The 17329-nt window shown below is 71.7% G+C and carries 15 protein-coding genes; 7 read left to right on the forward strand and 8 right to left on the reverse strand.

Annotated features, from left to right (window positions below; all coding sequences use genetic code 11):
• Positions 1 to 579 precede the first annotated feature (579 nt).
• A complete protein-coding gene (locus D7X30_RS32790) occupies positions 580 to 1464 on the forward strand; it encodes a zinc ribbon domain-containing protein (RefSeq protein WP_120566913.1) in 885 nt (294 codons plus the stop codon).
• Between the two features lie 16 nt (positions 1465 to 1480).
• Here the strand turns inward: D7X30_RS32790 and D7X30_RS32795 are convergent, their stop codons facing one another.
• Positions 1481 to 2551: a hypothetical protein gene (locus tag D7X30_RS32795; RefSeq protein ID WP_147443376.1), complete on the reverse strand. Its 1071-nt coding sequence runs from the start codon at positions 2549 to 2551 to the stop codon at positions 1481 to 1483.
• 238 nt (positions 2552 to 2789) lie between these two features.
• On the opposite strand from D7X30_RS32795, the gene D7X30_RS32800 reads away from it, so the two are divergent.
• Positions 2790 to 4358 carry a serine hydrolase gene (locus D7X30_RS32800; protein ID WP_120566915.1) on the forward strand — a complete coding sequence of 523 codons (1569 nt, stop codon included), beginning with the start codon at positions 2790 to 2792 and terminating at the stop codon, positions 4356 to 4358.
• 25 nt (positions 4359 to 4383) lie between these two features.
• Here D7X30_RS32800 and D7X30_RS32805 read toward each other — a convergent pair whose 3' ends face one another.
• Both D7X30_RS32805 and D7X30_RS32810 read right to left on the reverse strand, forming a co-directional pair.
• Positions 4384 to 5040, reverse strand: coding sequence for a metallophosphoesterase (locus tag D7X30_RS32805; RefSeq protein WP_120566916.1), 657 nt, complete (start codon positions 5038 to 5040; stop codon positions 4384 to 4386).
• Between the two features lie 86 nt (positions 5041 to 5126).
• On the reverse strand, positions 5127 to 5987 hold the full coding sequence (locus D7X30_RS32810) for a sigma-70 family RNA polymerase sigma factor (RefSeq protein ID WP_120566917.1): 861 nt from the start codon (positions 5985 to 5987) through the stop codon (positions 5127 to 5129).
• 318 nt (positions 5988 to 6305) lie between these two features.
• On the opposite strand from D7X30_RS32810, the gene alr reads away from it, so the two are divergent.
• Entirely contained in the window at positions 6306 to 7523 is a 1218-nt protein-coding gene (gene alr, locus D7X30_RS32815; protein ID WP_199724618.1) for an alanine racemase, read from the forward strand.
• A gap of 4 nt (positions 7524 to 7527) precedes the next feature.
• Here alr and D7X30_RS32820 read toward each other — a convergent pair whose 3' ends face one another.
• Entirely contained in the window at positions 7528 to 8562 is a 1035-nt protein-coding gene (locus tag D7X30_RS32820; protein ID WP_370051870.1) for a lysophospholipid acyltransferase family protein, read from the reverse strand.
• A 98-nt stretch (positions 8563 to 8660) separates the two neighbouring features.
• On the opposite strand from D7X30_RS32820, the gene D7X30_RS32825 reads away from it, so the two are divergent.
• Positions 8661 to 11414 carry a M1 family metallopeptidase gene (locus D7X30_RS32825; RefSeq protein ID WP_120566919.1) on the forward strand — a complete coding sequence of 918 codons (2754 nt, stop codon included), beginning with the start codon at positions 8661 to 8663 and terminating at the stop codon, positions 11412 to 11414.
• An 81-nt stretch (positions 11415 to 11495) separates the two neighbouring features.
• Here D7X30_RS32825 and D7X30_RS32830 read toward each other — a convergent pair whose 3' ends face one another.
• Complete coding sequence (locus D7X30_RS32830; protein WP_120566920.1) at positions 11496 to 12248, reverse strand: enoyl-CoA hydratase; 753 nt, start codon at positions 12246 to 12248, stop codon at positions 11496 to 11498.
• An 11-nt stretch (positions 12249 to 12259) separates the two neighbouring features.
• Positions 12260 to 13180 carry a ribose-phosphate pyrophosphokinase gene (locus tag D7X30_RS32835; RefSeq protein WP_120566921.1) on the reverse strand — a complete coding sequence of 307 codons (921 nt, stop codon included), beginning with the start codon at positions 13178 to 13180 and terminating at the stop codon, positions 12260 to 12262.
• Between the two features lie 123 nt (positions 13181 to 13303).
• Here D7X30_RS32835 and D7X30_RS32840 point away from each other — a divergent pair, with 123 nt between their 5' ends.
• The 3 genes from D7X30_RS32840 to orn all read left to right on the forward strand — a co-directional run bounded on the left by D7X30_RS32840 (position 13304) and on the right by orn (position 15172).
• Positions 13304 to 13990 carry a phosphoribosyltransferase gene (locus D7X30_RS32840; RefSeq protein ID WP_120566922.1) on the forward strand — a complete coding sequence of 229 codons (687 nt, stop codon included), beginning with the start codon at positions 13304 to 13306 and terminating at the stop codon, positions 13988 to 13990.
• A gap of 43 nt (positions 13991 to 14033) precedes the next feature.
• Entirely contained in the window at positions 14034 to 14489 is a 456-nt protein-coding gene (locus D7X30_RS32845) for an archease (protein ID WP_120566923.1), read from the forward strand.
• A gap of 131 nt (positions 14490 to 14620) precedes the next feature.
• Positions 14621 to 15172, forward strand: coding sequence for an oligoribonuclease (gene orn / locus D7X30_RS32850; protein WP_014393105.1), 552 nt, complete (start codon positions 14621 to 14623; stop codon positions 15170 to 15172).
• Between the two features lie 7 nt (positions 15173 to 15179).
• Here orn and D7X30_RS32855 read toward each other — a convergent pair whose 3' ends face one another.
• Both D7X30_RS32855 and D7X30_RS32860 read right to left on the reverse strand, forming a co-directional pair.
• Positions 15180 to 15548, reverse strand: a complete 369-nt coding sequence (locus D7X30_RS32855; protein WP_120566924.1) for a response regulator — start codon at positions 15546 to 15548, stop codon at positions 15180 to 15182.
• Positions 15549 to 15725: 177 nt separating this feature from the next.
• On the reverse strand, positions 15726 to 17294 hold the full coding sequence (locus D7X30_RS32860) for an AMP-binding protein (protein WP_120566925.1): 1569 nt from the start codon (positions 17292 to 17294) through the stop codon (positions 15726 to 15728).
• Positions 17295 to 17329 lie beyond the last annotated feature (35 nt).

Here is a 17329-nt window from a genome sequence, read left to right on the forward strand (position 1 = left end):
CGGACAGGTTCTGGATCCATGCGGCTGGGGCCCTCTGCTCCAACCGAGCCACGGAAACTTGTCCGACAGTCGGACAGGTTCTGGATCCATGCGGCTGGGGGCCTCCGCTTCAACCGGGCCGCGGAAACCAGTCCGACAGTCGGACAGGTTCTGGATCCATGCGTCCGGGGGCCTCCGCTTCAACCGGGCCGCGGAAACCAGTCCGACAGTCGGACAGGTTCTGGATCCATGCGTCCGGGAGCCTCCGCTCCAACCGGGCTGCGGAAACCTGTCCGACAGTCGGACAGGTTCTGGATCCATGCGTCTGGGGGCCTCCGCTCCAACCGGGCTGCGGAAACCTGTCCGACAGTCGGACAGCTTTTGGAACTACGTGGCCCGGGAGCCTCCGCGCCAACCGGGCCGTGGAACCGAGTCCGACAGTCGGACAGGTTCTGGAAGGGCTCGGCCACGGGGCCTCCACTTCGGCCGGACCGCGGAAACTTGTCCGACAGTCGGACAGGTTTTGGACGACCGCGGCCCGGGGGCCGCTCCATCGGCTGCGCGCGTGGTGGAGGCCGAGCCGTGCGAGGATGCTCGGCGATGACGCCTTCCTGTCCTTCCTGTCAGGCCCCCTTCACCCCCGGCGCGGAGACGTGCGCGCGGTGCGGGGCCTCGCTGCTGGTGGCCCCGGCTCCCGGCGGCGCCGAGCCCGTCTGCGCCGTGCACCCCGAGTGGCGCAGCGTGGCCGCCTGCCCGCGCTGTGGCGCGTTCGCCTGTGCCCGCTGCCTGCGCCAGGGCCCCGAGGGCACCGTCTGCGCCACCTGCCTCGAACGTGAACCCCTGGGCCAACTGCCCTGGGACCAGCGCGCCGAACTGGGGATGCTCAAGGCGTTCTGGCGAACGTGCTTCGGCATGTTGATGCGGCCCACGGAGACCCTCCGGGGCGTCAACCCCGACGCTCCCGTGAGCAGCTCCATGGGCTTCGTGATGCTGTCGGCGATCGCCGGCTTCCTGTCGACAGGCCTCGTCTACACCGCGCTCATCGGCGTCATCATGGGGTTCGTCCCCGAGACGGAGACGAGCGGCGCGGATCCGAAGGCTGTGAGGCTGTGGATGACCGTGGGCATGGCGGCCTGGACGGTGCTCATGCCCGTGTTCAGCACCGGCATGACCCTGGTGAACGCGGGCCTGGACCACCTCATCCTCCGCATGGGCGGCGTGGAGCGCGGCTTCTCCGTGACCATGCGCGCGCACGCCATCTCCCAGGCGCCGTACATCGTCGGCGTGATTCCCTTCGTCGCCGTGTACGCCGCGCCCTTCTGGGCCATGGGCCTGCGCGCCTTCACCTACCGCACGCTGCACCGCACCAGTTGGGGCACGGCGCTCGCGGGCGCGCTCCTGGTGCCCGTGCTCTCCTGCTGCCTCTGCGGCGGCGTCTACGGTGCCATCGTGTTCGCGGCCCTCAAGAGCACAGGGCAGGTTTGAGGCGCGTCTCGCGCGGCTACCGCTGCCCGGTCGCCGCCGTGGCCCCGTGCGGCACCAGCGACGACGGCTCCGGCCAGAAGCGCGCGCTCCGGACGCCGTCGAAGGACGCCGCCAGGCGCCGCGAGCCCAGGTCGTAGACGCGCGCCTGCGTCTCGCCCGCGAGCATCAGCAGGTCCCCGCGCGCCATCGCCCGCACGGGGCTCCGGGCGGGCAGGGCGAGTCCCTCGGGTTCGCCCAGGTGGCCGTCCTCCGCCTCCCAGCGCACCGGCATCATCAGCGCGGTCTGCTCGCCCGCGGTCTGCCACGCGAACAGCGGACCGCCGCGCGACTCCACGCGCGCCCAGCCGCCGAACACGTCGTGCCCCCGGTCGGGCACCACCGCGTCGAGCCGGACCGCGTCCTGGCTGCCCTCGTCCAGGCCCTGCGCCACCAGCGCCTCCAGGTCCCCGGCCACCGTGGAGGACACCAGCATCTCCGTGGTGGCGAGCGCGAACACCGCGTCCGCGTCACCGCGCGTGGCCACCGTCTCGATGCGCTTCCACGCCCCTGCATCCAGCCGGTACGCGTGCGCGAGCCCCGCGCCCTCGTCCAGCTCCGGGATGGGGATGCGCCGGCCCTCGAAGAGGAAGACGTCGTCGCGCCGCACCAGCTCACCCGTGTGCGCGGTCAACGCCACCAGCCGCCCCACCGAATCGAACCCCACCGCGCCCGTCAGCCCCTCCTCCGGCAAGAGCTGCGCCGAGCCCTGTCCGGACGTCAGGTCCACCGTCCACACACGCCCAGGCCCCCGAGCGCTGCCGGCCGGGTCGCGCACCGCCGCGTGCTGGCCGTCCGGGCTCCACGCGAGCTGCAACCCGTCACACGCCGCGTCCACCGTGACGAGCGCCCTGCGTCTGCCGTCTGACTCCAGCCTCAGCCAGGTACAGCCCGACGGCGCCGCGTCCTGGAGCACCGACAGCGAGAACGGCGCCACCTTCACCGGCGCGGCCACCGGCACGGCGGCGGTCGCGGCCGGGGAGGCCTCCGGGGGCTTCTGGCAGGCGCTCACGAGGAGCAGGGCGCTGAAGAGGCTCGAGGTGCGGACCATGTTGAACTCCACCCGGAAAAAGATGACCTCAAAGGAATATGTCAGAGCCCCGGGTGCGAGCGGAAGTCACTCTGGGTCCACATGGCGAGGACCGGACGGAGCCCTCCATCCCTGCTCGAGCCATGGCCAAACCATGACGAGCACAGGGAGGAGCCAAGGCCCAGAGGCATCCATGACCCCGTAGGTTGACCGTCCGTGTCCGCGGGCCCCCTCCCGCGGGTCAACCCTGGAGCGCGTCATGCCCCAAGCCGTCCCTCGCTTCGTCCCGGTGTTGTTCCTGGGCTGTACGGCGGTCGTCCTGCTCACGGCGGCTGACGTACCCAAAGCCGCCCCGCCGCCCGTCACGCGGTGGACGGCGCGGCCCTCCGAAGCGGGCCGCATCGCCAGGGTGGAGGCGGGCCTCGCGCCGCTGGCCTTGCCAGGGGAGAAGCCCCAAGCCCTCGACGTGCGGCGCTGGATGGCGCTGTACCGCATCCCGGGGCTGAGCGTGACGGTGTTCGACAAGAACGCCGTGGTGTGGAGCAAGGCGTATGGCGTAACGCAGGCCGGCGGCAAGGACCCCGTCACGCTGGAGACGCTGTTCCAGGCCGCGTCCATCAGCAAGCCGGTGACGGCGCTGGCCGCGCTGCGCGCAGTGGAGCAGGGCCAGGTGTCGCTCGACGCGAACATCAATGATGCGCTGAAGACCTGGAAGGTCCCCGACAACAGCTTCACGTGCGAGCAGAAGGTGACGCTGCGCCGGCTGCTCAGTCACAGCGCGGGGCTCACCGTGCACGGCTTCCCCGGCTACGGCGTGGGAGAACCCCTGCCCACGCTCCAGCAGATCCTCGACGGTGAGAAGCCCGCGAACACGGAGGCCGTGCGCGTGGACAAGGTGCCCGGCACGGAGGCCCGCTACAGCGGCGGCGGCTACGTCGTCGTCCAGGCGCTGCTCACGGACCTGGCGAAGAAGCCCTTCCCCCAGCTCATGAAGGAGGCGGTGCTGGACCCGGTGGGGATGAAGCACAGCACGTTCGAACAGCCGTTGCCCCCGGCGCTCGCCGCGCGCACGGCCGCGGGCACGCGCGCGAGCGGAGAGGCCGTGGAGGGCCGCTGGAAGGTCTACCCGGAGCTGGCGCCCGCGGGGCTGTGGACGACGCCGTCCGACCTGGCGCTCCTCCAACTGGAGGTGGCGAAGGCGAAGGCCGGCGAGTCGAAGCGCGTGCTGTCGCAGGCGATGACGCATCAGCTGCTCACGAAGCAGTCCGGGCCCTACGGGCTGGGCTTCATGCTGGAGGACGCGCCGGACCGCTTCAGTCACGGGGGATGGAATGACGGCTTCACCGCCACGGTGGTGACGCTGGGGGACACCGGCAGCGGCGTGGTGCTGATGGCCAACTCGGACAACGGCGTGCTGCTCTTCGAGCGGCTCATCGCGAGCATCGCCGCGGAGTACGGCTGGGGGCCCCTGCCGGACCACCTTGAGTCGCCGGAGATGACGGCGGACCTGCTCTCGCGGGTGAAGGGCGCGGACGCGGTCATCGCCTGGGCACGGAAGACGAAGGGGAGTGGCCTGCCGCCGCAGGTGCTCACCCAGGTGGGGTACGGGATGATGATGTCCGGCAAGACGGAGGACGGCCTGAAGGTGTTCCAGGAGAACGCGGCCCTCTTCCCGGACGACGCGGAGGCGCAGGGCGGCCTGGGCATGGCCTACATGCAGGCCGGCAAGAAGGCCGAAGCGCTCGCCGTGTACCAGAAGCTGCTCAAGGCGGATCCGAAGAACGAGCGCGCCATGCAGGCCGTGAAGACGCTGAGCGCGAAGCCCTGAGCGCCCGCGCGCGAGAGGCCCGCGCCTACAGCGTCATGTACGCGCGGGCCGCCGGCACGGAGTAGAACTTCCCCTCCGGCAGGATGTACGCGGTGAGCTTGCCGCCGTAGACGCAGCCGGAGTCCAGGCCCACCGCGAAGGGGTGCTTCTGCAGGCCGCGCATGGCGTCGTGGCCGAAGAGGACCAGCTCCGGGCCCTGCCACAGGCTGCCCCACGGCTCGCCCGCCTCCAGCCGCTTCGACGGCGTCCCGTCCGCCGCGATGCTGCGCAGGTTGAAGAGGAACTCCTCCTTCTGCTCCTCGAGCGGCACCCCCGGCACCAGCCCCGCGTGCACCGCCAGCGCGTTCAGGTCCGGGAAGCGCAGGTAGGAGGGCAGCCGCTCCATCCAGGCCCAGTCCGCGGCGCTCAGCGTGTCCAGCACCTGCCGGTGCTCCGGCTTGAGCTTCTTGCCCTTCGACGCGTGGCCTCCGTGCCAGCGCAGCACGTGCGCGTCGTGGTTGCCCTTCACCGCCTGGAAGCCGTGCTCGCGCGCCCGCCGCACCACGCCCGCGGAGTCCGGCCCCTTCGCCACCAGGTCGCCCACCAGCACCACCCGGTCGCCGGGCTGCCAGTCACACGCCTTCAGGAGCGCGTCCAGCTCACTGGAACAGCCGTGCACATCTCCGATGAAGAGCGTTCGCATCCTCCACCCTCTTTAACGCACTGGCCTCGAATGCCCCGCCCGGAATCTCGGGCACCTCGCGCGGGGACGAGGCGTCGCGCGCCGCGTTACTCGGAGGGCGTGCGCAACAGCCGGCTCAGGCTCACGTCCAGCTGGCTGGAGATGAGCCGCAGCACGCTGTCCAACTGCGAGCGCGTCAGCCGCAGCCGCTCCGTCAGCCGCTGCCGCGTCCCGTCCAGCAGCTCCTCCTGCGCGCCCACCACCCACCGCGCCGCCGTGGAGCGGTGCACGCCGTACAGCGCGCCCAGTTGGTCGATGCCCAGCCCGTCCAGGTACTTCAGCCGCAGGAAGTTGCGCTGCCGCGCGGACAGGGCCGCCAGCGCCGCCTGGAACGACGCGCTGAACTCCGCGCGGTACGTCTGCTTGAGGTACGCCAGCTCCGGGTCGTCCCCCGGCGCCACCAGCATGGACAGGTCGCCGTCCTCCGACTGCGCCTGCCCCGAGCGCTGCCGCTGCCAGTCCAGCGCCAGCCACAGCGCCGCCGCGCGCACCCAGCCCGCCAGTGGCCCCGTGCCCGGGTACGCCGCCAGCCGCGCCGGAGCCTCCGCGCTGCCCACCAGCATCCGCTGCCGCAGCGCCTGCCGGACTTCATCCAGCCCGGCCGGGGGCAGCTTCAGCCGCGCCACCGCCGCGTCCACCTCCGGCATCAGGCGCTCCTCGAACGTGGCGAGCGCCGTGGGCAGCCCGTCCGCCGCCGCCCGGGCCAGGTACACGTCCGCCATGTGCAGCCTGCCCCACGCGTCCTCGTGGCCGTCCGCGGGGACCAGCCGGGCCAGGTGCGCCGCGAAGCGCGGTCCCTCCAACAGGATGCCCGGCCAGGACTGCCGGGCCGCGTCCAGGGCCTGGGCCAGCCGCTCCTGGAGGACGGAGAGGGCGCCTGCCGGCTCCGTCTTTCCTCGGGCGGTCATGAAAGCCTGGGCTAGGGGCAATTCAGGTGCGGCCACGGCAGGGGACACTAGCACCGGCCCCTGTCGCGCCGCCGGTTCACCCGACATGTCGCGCAGAGGCTCCCACCTGTCGGGTGTCCCCCGGGACACGATGCCGCGTCGCGCGTGTCCACCCGAGCACGCCCCCCTGGCCGTGCAGGGCGCCCCCCTTCCACCCTCGTCCGCCCGGGTGGCATCCAGCCGGCGTCCCACCCTCCGTGGCCCTCTGGCCACGGACGCCCATGGCCTGCGCTTTGCTGGTAGAGCCTTCCGGGACGTTGCTGGTGCGGAGGTGTGAACGTGGAAGAAGTCGGTGTGGGGCTCGGCGTCGGGCCTGGTGACGCGGTGTACTCCTCGTGGCTGGAGGTGAGCGCATCCCACCTCAAGCACAACGTGGCGGCGTTCCGCGCGCTGGAGTCCACCGGTCCTACACCTCGGGCGCTGGGCGCGGTGCTCAAGGGCAACGCCTACGGCCACGGCCTGGCCCAGGTGCTGCCGCTGGTGCACGCGGGCGTGGACGTCCTCTACTTCATCGCGCCGCAGGACGCGCTCACGGTGCGCGCGCACGAAGCCAGGCACGGCCTGCCCGCGCGGCAGGTGGTGGTGCTGGGCGCGGTGGCCCCGGAGGAGGCCGTGGTGCTGGCGCACCAGGGCATCGACGTGGTGGTGGCGGACCGCTCCTGGGCGGACGCGGTGCCTTCCTTGCGCGCGGCGAAGCTGGTGCGTCCCCTGCGCGTGCACGTGCACATCGACACGGGCCTGGGCCGCGAGGGCTTCACGTTGGATCAGCTTCCGCGCGAGACGGCGTTCCTCGCGGACGCGCCGGACGTGTTCGAGCTGGTGGGCGTGCTCAGCCACTTCGCCAACACGGAGGACGTGACGGAGCAGGCGTACGCGCTGGCGCAGCTGGACGCGTTCGAGACGGCGCTGGGGCACCTGACCGCGCAGCTGAAGCCCGCGAAGCCGTTGCAGCGGCACATCGCCGCGAGCGCCGCGGCGCTGGTGCTGCCCCGGGCGCGCTACGAGGCGGCGCGCGTGGGCATCTCGCTGTACGGCCTGTGGCCCTCGCCGGAGACGCGGCTGTCCGCGCGGTTGGTGCTGGGCGAGCTGCCGGTGCTCAAGCCGGTGCTGTCGTGGCGCTGCAAGAGCCAGGTGGTGAAGTGGCTGCCGGCGGGTGCGTACGTGGGCTACGGCTGCACGTACCGCTGCCCGGAGCCCACGCGCATCGCTGTATTGCCGGTGGGCTACTACGACGGCTACCCGCGCCTCGCGTCCGGCAAGGCGCACGTGCTGGTGAACGGGCGGCGGTGCGCGGTGCTGGGCCGCGTGATGATGAACCACCTGATGGTGGACGTGACGCGCGCCACGTCCGACGAGTGCCCGGTGACAGCCACGCTCCTGGGCCGCGACGGAGAAGAGTCCGTGTCCGCCGAGTCGCTGGCCGGCTGGGCGCAGACCATCCACTACGAGCTGGTGACACGCCTGGGCGCGCACCTGCGCCGCGTCGTCGTGGAGTAGCGGATTACTTCTGCGGCGTGCCCCCGGTGAGGCCGGGCGACGGCGCCGTCGCGAGCGCCGGAGGCTGCACCTTCCATCGGCGATGCAGCCACAGCCACTGCTCCGGATGCCGGCGGATGGCGCGCTCCAGTGCGGCGGTGACTCGCGCGGTGTGCTCGGTGATGGGGTCCGCGCACTCGCCGGGCTGCGGCGGGAGGATGGGGCCCTCCACCTCCAGCTTGTAGCGCGCACCCGGGCCGGGGGGCCGCACGCCCATCACCACGAACACCGGCACGCCCGTGCGCTCTGCTGCCACCGCCATCGCGGGCGTCGTGGACGCGAGCCGGCCGAAGAAGGGGACGAACACCGCGGACTTCGCGGGCAGCGCCTGGTCCAGCAGCATGTACGCGGACTCGCCGCGGTTCACCGCGTCCGTAATCTCTTGGATCGCGCCCTTCGGGTAGATGAGCCCCGCGCCCGCGCCCAGCCGGTTCACCGCGATGCGCGTGTTCAGCGCGCCCTTGAGCGGCCGCACCAGCGCGTTGAGCGGGATGCCCCAGCGGATCAGCATCTGGCCCACCAGCTCCCAGTTGCCGAAGTGCGCCGTCACCAGCAGCGCGCCCTTGCCCGTGGCCACGTGCGCCTTCAGCGCCGCGAACGCCTCCTCTCCCTCGATGCCCTGCTGGTCCCAGTCCGGCGTCATCCGGTCCCCGGACGGCAGCGACTCCACCACCACGCGCGCCATGGTGAGGTACGCACCCCGCGCGATGTCGTGGCGCTCGGCTTCACTCTTCTCCGGCATGGCGTGCGCCAGGTTGTCCAGCGCCACCTTGCGGCGGATGCCCAGCGTGTAGGCCAGGTTCGCCACGAAGCGTGCGAGCGCATCCCGCGCCTTGGGTGACATCGCCGTGAGCAGCGCCCAGACGCCGCGCGTCAGGAACGCCACGATGGGGCCCGGCGGCGACCCGATGATGCGGCGCAGGTGCTCCGGCGGCCTTTTCCCCTCGGGAGGGGTGTTCGTTTGCGATGGCAGCGGATGCGAAGAGAGGGGAGCGGACACGGCGGCGCACTCCATCGCGAACACGACCTGACAGCAAGGCCACGCGTCGCACGCTCGTCGCTACCTTGCCAGGCTGCTCTGGTCCACACTGCGCGGCCATGCCCAACCTGCTCCGTCCGGTGGCCCTGGCCACCGCAACCTTCCTTGCGGCATGCGGTGCCCGTCAGGGTAACGCTCCCGCTCCTGGTGCCGTTGAAACGCCGCCCGCCATCCAGGCGGCCACAGCGCCCACGCCCCCCACGCTGCGGCTGCCGGACGACGTGCGGCCCACGAAGTACGCCATCGTCCTGAAGATGGATCCGAAGGCGGAGACCTTCGAAGGCACCGTCGACGTCATGCTGGAGGTGGCCAAGGCCACGAACGTCATCTGGATGCACGGCAAGGGCCTCATCGTGAAGGAGGCCACGCTGGAGCAGGGGGGCGTCACGCAGACGCTCAAGGCCTCCTCCTCCGGCGAGGACTTCCTCGGCCTGACGCTGGAGAAGCCCCTGGCCGCGGGCGGCGCGAAGCTGCACCTCACGTACACGGGCACCGCGTCCGAGCGCGAGACCTCCGGCGCCTTCCGCGTCAACGAGGACGGCGACTGGTACATCTACACGCAGTTCGAGCCGCTGGGCGCGCGCCGCGCCTTCCCGTCCTTCGACGAGCCCGGCTTCAAGGTGCCGTGGCAGCTCACCTTCCACGTGCCGGAAGGCAACGTGGCCGTCACCAACACGCCGCAGCTGGCGGAGGAGAAGGGCGCGGACGGCTGGCACATCTACCGCTTCGCCCCCACGCAGCCCCTGCCCAGCTACCTCATCGCCTTCGGCGTGGGCCCGTTCGACTTCCTGCCCGCGCGCGACGCCGGGCAGAAGCAGGTGAAGACGCGCATCATCACGCCGCGCGGCCGTGCGAGCGAAGGCGCGTGGGCCGCGAAGGTGACGCCGGAGATCCTGGAGCGCCTGGAGGGCTACTTCGGCATCCCCTACGCGTACGAGAAGCTGGACGTGCTCGCGGTGCCGCTGATGGGCGGCGCCATGGAGAACCCGGGCCTCGTCACGTTCAACTCGCGCCTCATCCTGGCGAAGCCGGAGGAGGACGCCGTCTGGCGCCAGCGCGCGTTCGCGAACGTGCAGGTGCACGAGCTGGCGCACCAGTGGTTCGGCGACCTGGTCACCATGGCGTGGTGGGACGACCTGTGGCTCAACGAGTCCTTCGCCTCGTGGATGACCCCGCGCATCATGGAGTCGTACCAGCCCACGTGGGACGCGCCGGTGGAGCGCGTGCAGTCCCGCAACGACGCGCTGGACGCGGACAGCCTGGTCGCCGCGCGCTTCATCCGTCAGCCCATCCAGAACGCGGGTGACATCGAGAACGCCTTCGACGGCATCACCTACGGCAAGGGCAGCGCGGTGCTGGCCATGGCGGAGACGTGGCTGGGTCGAGACGTCTTCCAGAAGGGCATCCAGCGCTACATCCGCGCGCACGCGGGCAAGAACGCCACCGCGAAGGACTTCCTGGACGCGCTGTCGCAGGAGTCCGGCAAGGACGTGGCCCAGGTGATGAACAGCTTCCTGGACCAGACGGGCGCGCCCTTCATCACCGCGACCCTGCTGTGTGACGGCGGCAAGCCGCGCGTGGCCCTCACCCAGCAGCGCTACGTGCGCCTGGGCTCCAAGGCCCCGGAGGCGCAGTCGTGGAAGGTGCCGGTGTGCGTGAAGTACCCGGGCGCGGGCAAGGACGCCACCGCGTGCACGCTGATGACGGAGGAGAAGGCGGAGGTCGCCCTGACGGAGGCGAAGGCGTGCCCGGCGTGGGTGTTCCCCAACGCGGACGGCGCGGGCTACTACCGCATGCGCCTGGCGGGCGATGCGCACGCGAAGCTGATGAAGTCCGGCCTGTCGAAGCTGTCGCGCGCGGAGCGGGTGGTGCTGCTGAGCGACTCGCTGGCGCTGGCGAAGGCGGGGCTCATGCCCGCGACGGACGCGCTGCCGCTGCTCACCGGCGTGGCGGAGGACCCGGACCGGCAGGTGCTGGAGGCGGGCCTGGAGCTGATGGACCTGGTGTCGTCGCGGCTGCTCCCGGAAGCGCAGGACGCGGACCGCGCCCGCTACGTCCGGGACACCTTCGGGCCGCGCGCGCGCAAGCTGGGCTTCAAGCCCCGCGCCGGTGAGAGCGAGGACCTGCGCCTCTTGCGTCCGCGCCTGCTGGAGCTCGCCGGCAACGAGGGCAACGACCCGAAGCTCGTCGCCGAAGCGCGCACGCTGGCGGAGCAGTGGCTCAAGGACCGCAAGGCGGTGGCGCCGGACGTCGTGGGCGCGGTGCTCGCCATCGCGGTGGAGCACGGCGACGCGGCCCTGCACTCGAAGCTGATGGAGGCCCTGCGCGGCGAGCAGAGCCGCTACCAGCGCCAGCAGCTGCTGGGCGGCCTGAGCCACGTCACCGACCCGAAGCTGGTGAAGGCGAACCTGGAGCTGCTGCTCGACCCGAAGCAGGACATGCGTGAGAACCTGTGGCTCCTGATGGGCGCGTCGCGCGACCCGCGCACCCGCGACACCGCGGTGGAGTTCCTGAAGGCGAACTTCGACACGCTGGTGGGCACCGACGACAAGCCGGGCCTGCTGCCGGAAGGCATGGGCTCGCGGCTGCCGTACATGGGCGCCGGCTACTGCGACGCGACCAAGCGCCAGGAGGTGGCCGCCTTCTTCGAGCCGCGCGTGGACAAGGTGCCCGGCTCCGAGCGCGTGCTGCGGCAGGTGCTGGAGATCGTGGACCAGTGCATCGCGCTGAAGGAGGCCCAGGGCGCGAGCATCGGGGCCTTCCTGTCCGGCAAGCCGGCCAAGACGCCGCAGGCGCCGCCCGCGCCCCGGTAGTCCTCACCTGAAACGACACCGGGTCCGCGTGACATGCACGCGGACCCGGTAGGTGATGCCTTCGTCGCGAAGCGAGCGGGACTACTTCCGGCCGCGCGACATGAAGGACATGAAGGCTTCCTTCGCTTCGTCGGAGGCGAGGCGCTGGACGAACTCGGCGCCCTCGCGCTTGAGGGCGGCGTCCACCTGCTCACGCAGCGGCCCGCGGATGAGCGCCTTGGTCACCTTCAGGGCCTGGGCGGGACGCTGGGCCAGGGCGCGGGCGCGCTCGGTGGCCACTTCCTTCAGCTGCGCCTCCGGGACGGCCTTGTTGATGATGCCGGCGCGCAGCGCGGTGGCCGCGTCGAACGGGTCGCCGAAGAGCAGCAGCTCCGACGCCAGCGCGAAGCCCGCCGCGCGCGGCAGGAGCAGGCTGCTGGCGCCTTCCGCGCACAGGCCCAGGTTGACGAAGGGCATGCTGAAGCGCGCCTTCTCCCCGGCCACCACGTAGTCGCAGTGCAGGAGCATGGTGGTGCCGATGCCCACCGCCGCGCCCTCCACCGCCGCGAGCACGGGCTTGGAGAGGCCCGCCAGGGCGCGCAGGTACTGGAACACCGCGCTGTCCTCGCCCGTGGGCGGGTGCTCCAGGAAGTCGCCAATGTCGTTGCCCGCCGTGAACGCGCCGCCCGCGCCGGACAGGAGCACCACCCGGACGTCGTCGCGGCGGTCCGCCTCCTGGAGGGCGGCGGTGGCGGCCTCGTACATGGCGTGGGTGAAGGCGTTCTTCTTCTCCGGCCGGTTGAAGGTGACGGAGAAGACCCCGGCGTCGAGCTGCGTCAGAAGCGTGTCGGACATGGCCGGGCAGACTAACGCGCGTCGGGCCGCAGTGCGCGCAAGAGCAGCGGGGCCAGCGTCACCACCTGGTGGGGGAAGGGCAGGTCCTCCCGGTGCTCCACACTGTCCGTGCTGAACAGCCGCTTCACGGGCACGCCGCGCAGGCGCTCCAGCGCGGGGCCCACCAGCAGGGCGTGCGTGGTGGCGAGGATGAAGTCGTCCACGCAGCCCTCGCCCTTGAGCTCCTTCGCCGCCGCCGCCAGCGTGCCGCCGGTGGACACCATGTCGTCCACCAGGATGGGGCGCATGCCGCGCACCTGGCCCAGCAGGCCCAGCGTCTCCACTTCGTTGCCGCTCAGCCGCGCCTTGTGCACCACCGCCCACGGACGGCCGAGCAGCTTCGCCAGCGCCTCCGCGCGCTTCACCGCGCCCAGGTCCGGCGCCACCACCACGGTCGTGTCGGTGACGTGGGGGCGCAGCGCGTCCGCCAGCAGCGGCAGCGCGGACAGGTGCTCCAGCGGGGCACCGAAGCAGCCCTCCAGCGCCGGGTTGTGCAGGTCCACGGTGAACACCCGCGCGAAGCGGCCGTGGGACACCATGTCGGCCACCAGACGTCCGCCCAGGGGCTCGCCGGGCCGGGCCCGCCGGTCCTGGCGCGCGTAGCCGACGTAGGGAATCACCGCCTCCAGCGAGGCCGCGCCCGCCCGCCAGCACGCGTCCGCGAGCAGCAGCAGCTCCATCAGGTTCTCGCCCACGGGCGGCGTGGAGGACTGGAGGACGACGACGCGGCGGCCCCGCACCTCCTCCGGGGGCACCTCGATGTGCAGTTCTCCATCCGGAAAGCGCTCCCGCTTCACTCCCACCGGCTCCGCGCCGAACGCCTGGGCGAGCGCACGGCCGAGGTGGGGACTGGCACTGCCGACGACGAGGGCGATGGGCGTCATGGGCCGCACCCTAGCGCGGGAGGTGCTCGCGGTGCCCTGGCCCCCCGGGCATGCCGCCAGGAGAGCCACTGAACGTGCCTCCGCCGACACACTCCGGAGGGAAGCGCACCTTCCGGGGGTGGAGGCTGGCCAATGCGTTTCCGGGACAGGGCGGAGGCGGGACAGAAGCTCGCGGGGGTGTTGACGCCCTACCGCTCCGGGGACGTGTGCGTCCTGGGGCTGACACGCGGCGGGCTGCGCGTGGCGTATGAGGTGGCCCGGGGATTGAGGGCTCCCCTGGACCTGTGGGTGGCGCGCCGGCTGCGCGTGCCGGGGGGCCGCCTCCTGCTGGGCGCGGTGGCGGAGGGCGGCGGGCTGTACCTGGACCCCCAGGCCGCGGTCCAGGCGAAGCTGCCCGGGGAGACGCTCCAGCGCTTCGTGCACGAGGAGCTGGACGACGTGGAGCATCAGGCCCGGCAGCTGCGAGGCGGCCTCACGCCGCGGATCCGCGGCTGCACGGCGCTGCTGGTGGATGACGGGATGGTGACGGGCGCCACCGTGACCGCGGCGCTCCTGGCGCTGAAGCAGCAGGGCGTGCGTCAGCGCATCGTGGCGGTGGGCGTGGCGACGCCGCGCGCGCTGGAGCTTGTCCGGAGCCGCGCGGACGCGGTGCACGCGCTGACGCTGGACCCCTCGCTGCGCGAGGTCTCCGAGGCCTACGACATCTTCCCCGCGCTCACCCAGGACGAGCTGCGGCGCTGGCTCACGCGCGCCCGGGAGGCCAGCCCCGCCCGGCCGGAGGGCGTGGCGCCGGACATGGCGGGCGGGTGGTGGTTCTGAGGGGTTCCGGAAGCGGATGACGACGAGGACATGAGGAGGTCGTATGGATGTGGAAACCGTGCATGCGGAAGACCGCAGGCCTCGGACGCACTGGGAGCACTTCACGCGCGAGGAGTCGCTCGGGGTGCGGGGGGTGGGCCGCTCCATGGAGCAGGCCTTCGAGATGGCGGCGCTGGGACTCTGCGCGTTGGTGACGGACCCTCGGAGTGTGGAGGCGCACGAGGAGCTGGAGGTGGACTGCCAGTCCGCGGACCATGATCAGCTGCTCGCGGACTGGCTGCGCGCGGTGGTGGGCGCGATGGCCGGACGGCGCCTGCGCTTCCAGTGCTTCGTGGTGCGGCTGGACGGGCTGAACCTCTTCGGCCACGGCTTTGGCGAGCGCGCGGGACAGGCGCGCCATGGCACCCACGTGGCGGTGACGGGCGCGTCGTTCACCGAAGTCTCCGTGCGCCAGGGGCCGGAAGGCGTGTGGACCGCCGAGGCGCTGGTGGACTTCTAGGCCCGCGACCGGCTTGTCCGGTGCTCGGACGTGCGGGCGCCGCGGGAGGATTCGTCCACGGAGGGGGTGCGCCGGGGCTCCGGGCTGCTATAGGGGACGTCTTCCTCTTCGCGACCAGGACCCTTCCGGACATGGCTTCTCGTGACATCCGCTTCGTGTGGCTCGACCTGGAGATGACCGGGCTGGACCCCAATACCTGCGGCATCATCGAGGTGGGCATCATCGTCACCGGCCCGGACCTGCGCCCCCTGGGCGAGTTCGAGCGCGTCGTCTGGCAGCCGGAGGAGATGCTCCAGCGCATGGAGCCCGTCGTGCGCGAGATGCACACGAAGAACGGCCTGCTGGAGAAGGTGCGCGCGTCCACGTCGTCCCTGCGCGTGGTGGAGCGCGAGGTGACGTCCTTCATCGCGGACTACTGCGACCTGGGCGAGGGCATCCTCGCGGGCAACTCCATCCACACGGACCGGCGCTTCCTCATCGACCACATGCCCATGGTGGACCGCTACCTGCACTACCGCATGGTGGACGTGACGAGCCTCAAGGTGATTACGCGCGCCTGGTATCCGGCGCTGGTGGAGCCGCGCAAGCCGCCCAGCGGGCACACCGCGCTCGCGGACCTGCGCTCCAGCATCAGCGAGCTGCAGTACTACCGGGACGTCCTCTTCCGCGCGACGCCGGGCTAGGCGTCCGTCAGGCGCGGGCCCCTTCCGCGGGCAGCTGCTTCGCGATGGTGCCCAGCAGGTCGTCCAGCTCGAAGGGCTTGGCGAGGAAGTGGGAGCTGGCGCGGCGCTCCTCGTCCGTGAGGCGGCCCGCGCTCATCACCACCACGGGCAGGTCGCACAGGTCCGGGTGGGCGCGGATGCGGCGCAGCAGCTCTCCGCCGTCCATCACCGGCATCATCAAATCCAACAGCACCAGGTCCGGCTTGGAGGCCAGGAGCCGCTGGAGGCCCTCGTCGCCGTTGTACGCGGTGACGATGTCGTAGCCTTCGAGGGACAGGATGTCCTCGAGCGCCTCCACGATGGCGAGCTCGTCGTCCACGATGAGCAACCGCTTCATGCGCGGCCCCCCTCCACCGCCCACACACGGCCCGGGGCCCCTGTCGGCCTGGAGGCCGGGGGCGGGCTGGACGGGATGCGGGTGGGTTGGGACTTCAGGCGGTGGCTCCATTTTCTCTCGCGGGAGAAGGTAGGTCCGCGCGCCAGTTCGGCCAGGGGCCGGTGTGGGTTCTGTTGGTCAGGTGGCGGTGGATGTGGCCTGGGAGCCGGCCAGGCGCTCCTTGAGGATGTGTTTCTGGACCTTTCCCAAGGCGTTGCGGGGCAGGGCGTCGGTGAAGACGACGCGGCGCGGCTTCTTGAAGGCGGCGAGCCGTTCGCGGCACCAGTCCACCAGGGCCTGGGCGTCGGTGGGGGCGCCGGGGTGGGGGACGATGACGGCGACGACCTGCTCACCGAAGTCCGGGTCGGGCAGGCCCAGGACGGCGGCCTCGGCGACGGCGGGGTGCGCGGTGAGGACCTCTTCGACTTCGCGGGGGTAGATGTTGAAGCCACCGCTGATGATGAGCTCCCGAGCCCGGCCGGTGATGCGCAGGAATCCGTCCGGGTCCCATTCGCCCAGGTCGCCGGTGCGGAACCAGCCCTCGGCGTCGAAGGCTTCGGCGGTGGCGTCCGGGCGGCGCCAGTAGCCGGTGAAGACGTGGGGGCCGCGGACCTCGATTTCGCCCGTCTCGCCGCGGGGCAGGGGCTGGCGGGAGCGCACGTCCACGACGCGGGCCTCCTGGCCGGGGAAGGGCATGCCCACGGTGCCGGGGCGGCGTTCGCCGTCGTAGGGCTGGGTGGTGTTCATGATGGTCTCCGTCATCCCGTAGCGCTCCAGGATGCGGGCGCCGAAGCGCGCCTCGATGTCCAGGCACAGCTGGGGGCTCAAGGGGGCGGAGCCGGAGACCCACAGGCGCAAGGGATGCGGCGTCACGCCGGTGCGGCGGGATTCCTCCAGGAGGCGGCCGTACATGGTGGGCACGCCGAAGAAGAGGGTGAGGGACGCGTCGTCGTGCAGGGCGGTGAGCGCTTCGGAAGCGACGAAGCGGCGGCGCAGGTCCACGCTGGCGCCGGTGAAGAGGGTGCCGTGGAGGCCCACCATGAGGCCGTGGGTGTGGAAGAGCGGAAGGGTGAGCAGGAGCCGATCCGCGTCGGTCCAGCGCCACGCTTCGGTGACAGCGCGCACGTTGGCGAGCAGCTGCCGGTGCTGGAGCATGGCGCCCTTGGAGCGGCCGGTGGTGCCGGACGTGTAGCCCAGCACGGCGAGGTCCTCCGCGCGGGGCAGCGGCAGGGACGCGGTGGAGGCGGAGCCCAGTGCGACCACGTCTTGGAACGCCACGGAGGGCAGGGACGCGGGGAGCCCGGGTGGAGGCGGCTCCACGGTGATGAGCCATTGCAACGATGGGAGTTGGTCGCGAAGAGGCGCGAGCTCCGAGGCGCCGGAGGTGCTGGTGACGCAGACCTTCACCTCCGCGTCGGAGAGGATGTGAGCCAGCTCCACCTGGCGGTACGCGGTGTTGACGAGCACTGCGACACAGCCCGCGGCCTGGACACCCAGCCACGTGACGACGAACGCGTCGCTGTTCTCCAGGAAGAGCGCGACGCGGTCGCCAGCAGCCAGCCCCCGGGCCTTGAGTCCGCGAGCAAACGCGGTGACCCGCTCCGCCAACTGGCCTCGCGTGTACGAAGCTCCCTCGAACGAGAGCAACGGGCGCGAGGGTTCGTGACGGGCATGGTCCAGGAACACTTCAAGCAGGGAGGCCGGCATGGCGCGCGAGCCTAGCGCCTGACAGTGGGAATGGG

Source organism: Corallococcus sp. AB011P, from assembly GCF_003611605.1.
Classification (GTDB): domain Bacteria; phylum Myxococcota; class Myxococcia; order Myxococcales; family Myxococcaceae; genus Corallococcus; species Corallococcus coralloides.

Excerpts from the sequence above, each read along its gene's own strand:
- D7X30_RS32825 (WP_120566919.1), top strand. The coding sequence starts at position 8,661 with ATGCCCAACCTGCTCCGTCCGGTGGCCCTGGCCACCGCAACCTTCCTT.
- D7X30_RS32810 (WP_120566917.1), bottom strand. The coding sequence starts at position 5,987 with ATGACCGCCCGAGGAAAGACGGAGCCGGCAGGCGCCCTCTCCGTCCTC.
- D7X30_RS32855 (WP_120566924.1), bottom strand. The coding sequence starts at position 15,548 with ATGAAGCGGTTGCTCATCGTGGACGACGAGCTCGCCATCGTGGAGGCG.
- orn (WP_014393105.1), top strand. The coding sequence starts at position 14,621 with ATGGCTTCTCGTGACATCCGCTTCGTGTGGCTCGACCTGGAGATGACC.
- D7X30_RS32795 (WP_147443376.1), bottom strand. The coding sequence starts at position 2,551 with ATGGTCCGCACCTCGAGCCTCTTCAGCGCCCTGCTCCTCGTGAGCGCC.
- D7X30_RS32805 (WP_120566916.1), bottom strand. The coding sequence starts at position 5,040 with ATGCGAACGCTCTTCATCGGAGATGTGCACGGCTGTTCCAGTGAGCTG.
- D7X30_RS32830 (WP_120566920.1), bottom strand. The coding sequence starts at position 12,248 with ATGTCCGACACGCTTCTGACGCAGCTCGACGCCGGGGTCTTCTCCGTC.
- D7X30_RS32800 (WP_120566915.1), top strand. The coding sequence starts at position 2,790 with ATGCCCCAAGCCGTCCCTCGCTTCGTCCCGGTGTTGTTCCTGGGCTGT.
- D7X30_RS32840 (WP_120566922.1), top strand. The coding sequence starts at position 13,304 with ATGCGTTTCCGGGACAGGGCGGAGGCGGGACAGAAGCTCGCGGGGGTG.
- D7X30_RS32845 (WP_120566923.1), top strand. The coding sequence starts at position 14,034 with ATGGATGTGGAAACCGTGCATGCGGAAGACCGCAGGCCTCGGACGCAC.
- D7X30_RS32860 (WP_120566925.1), bottom strand. The coding sequence starts at position 17,294 with ATGCCGGCCTCCCTGCTTGAAGTGTTCCTGGACCATGCCCGTCACGAA.
- D7X30_RS32790 (WP_120566913.1), top strand. The coding sequence starts at position 580 with ATGACGCCTTCCTGTCCTTCCTGTCAGGCCCCCTTCACCCCCGGCGCG.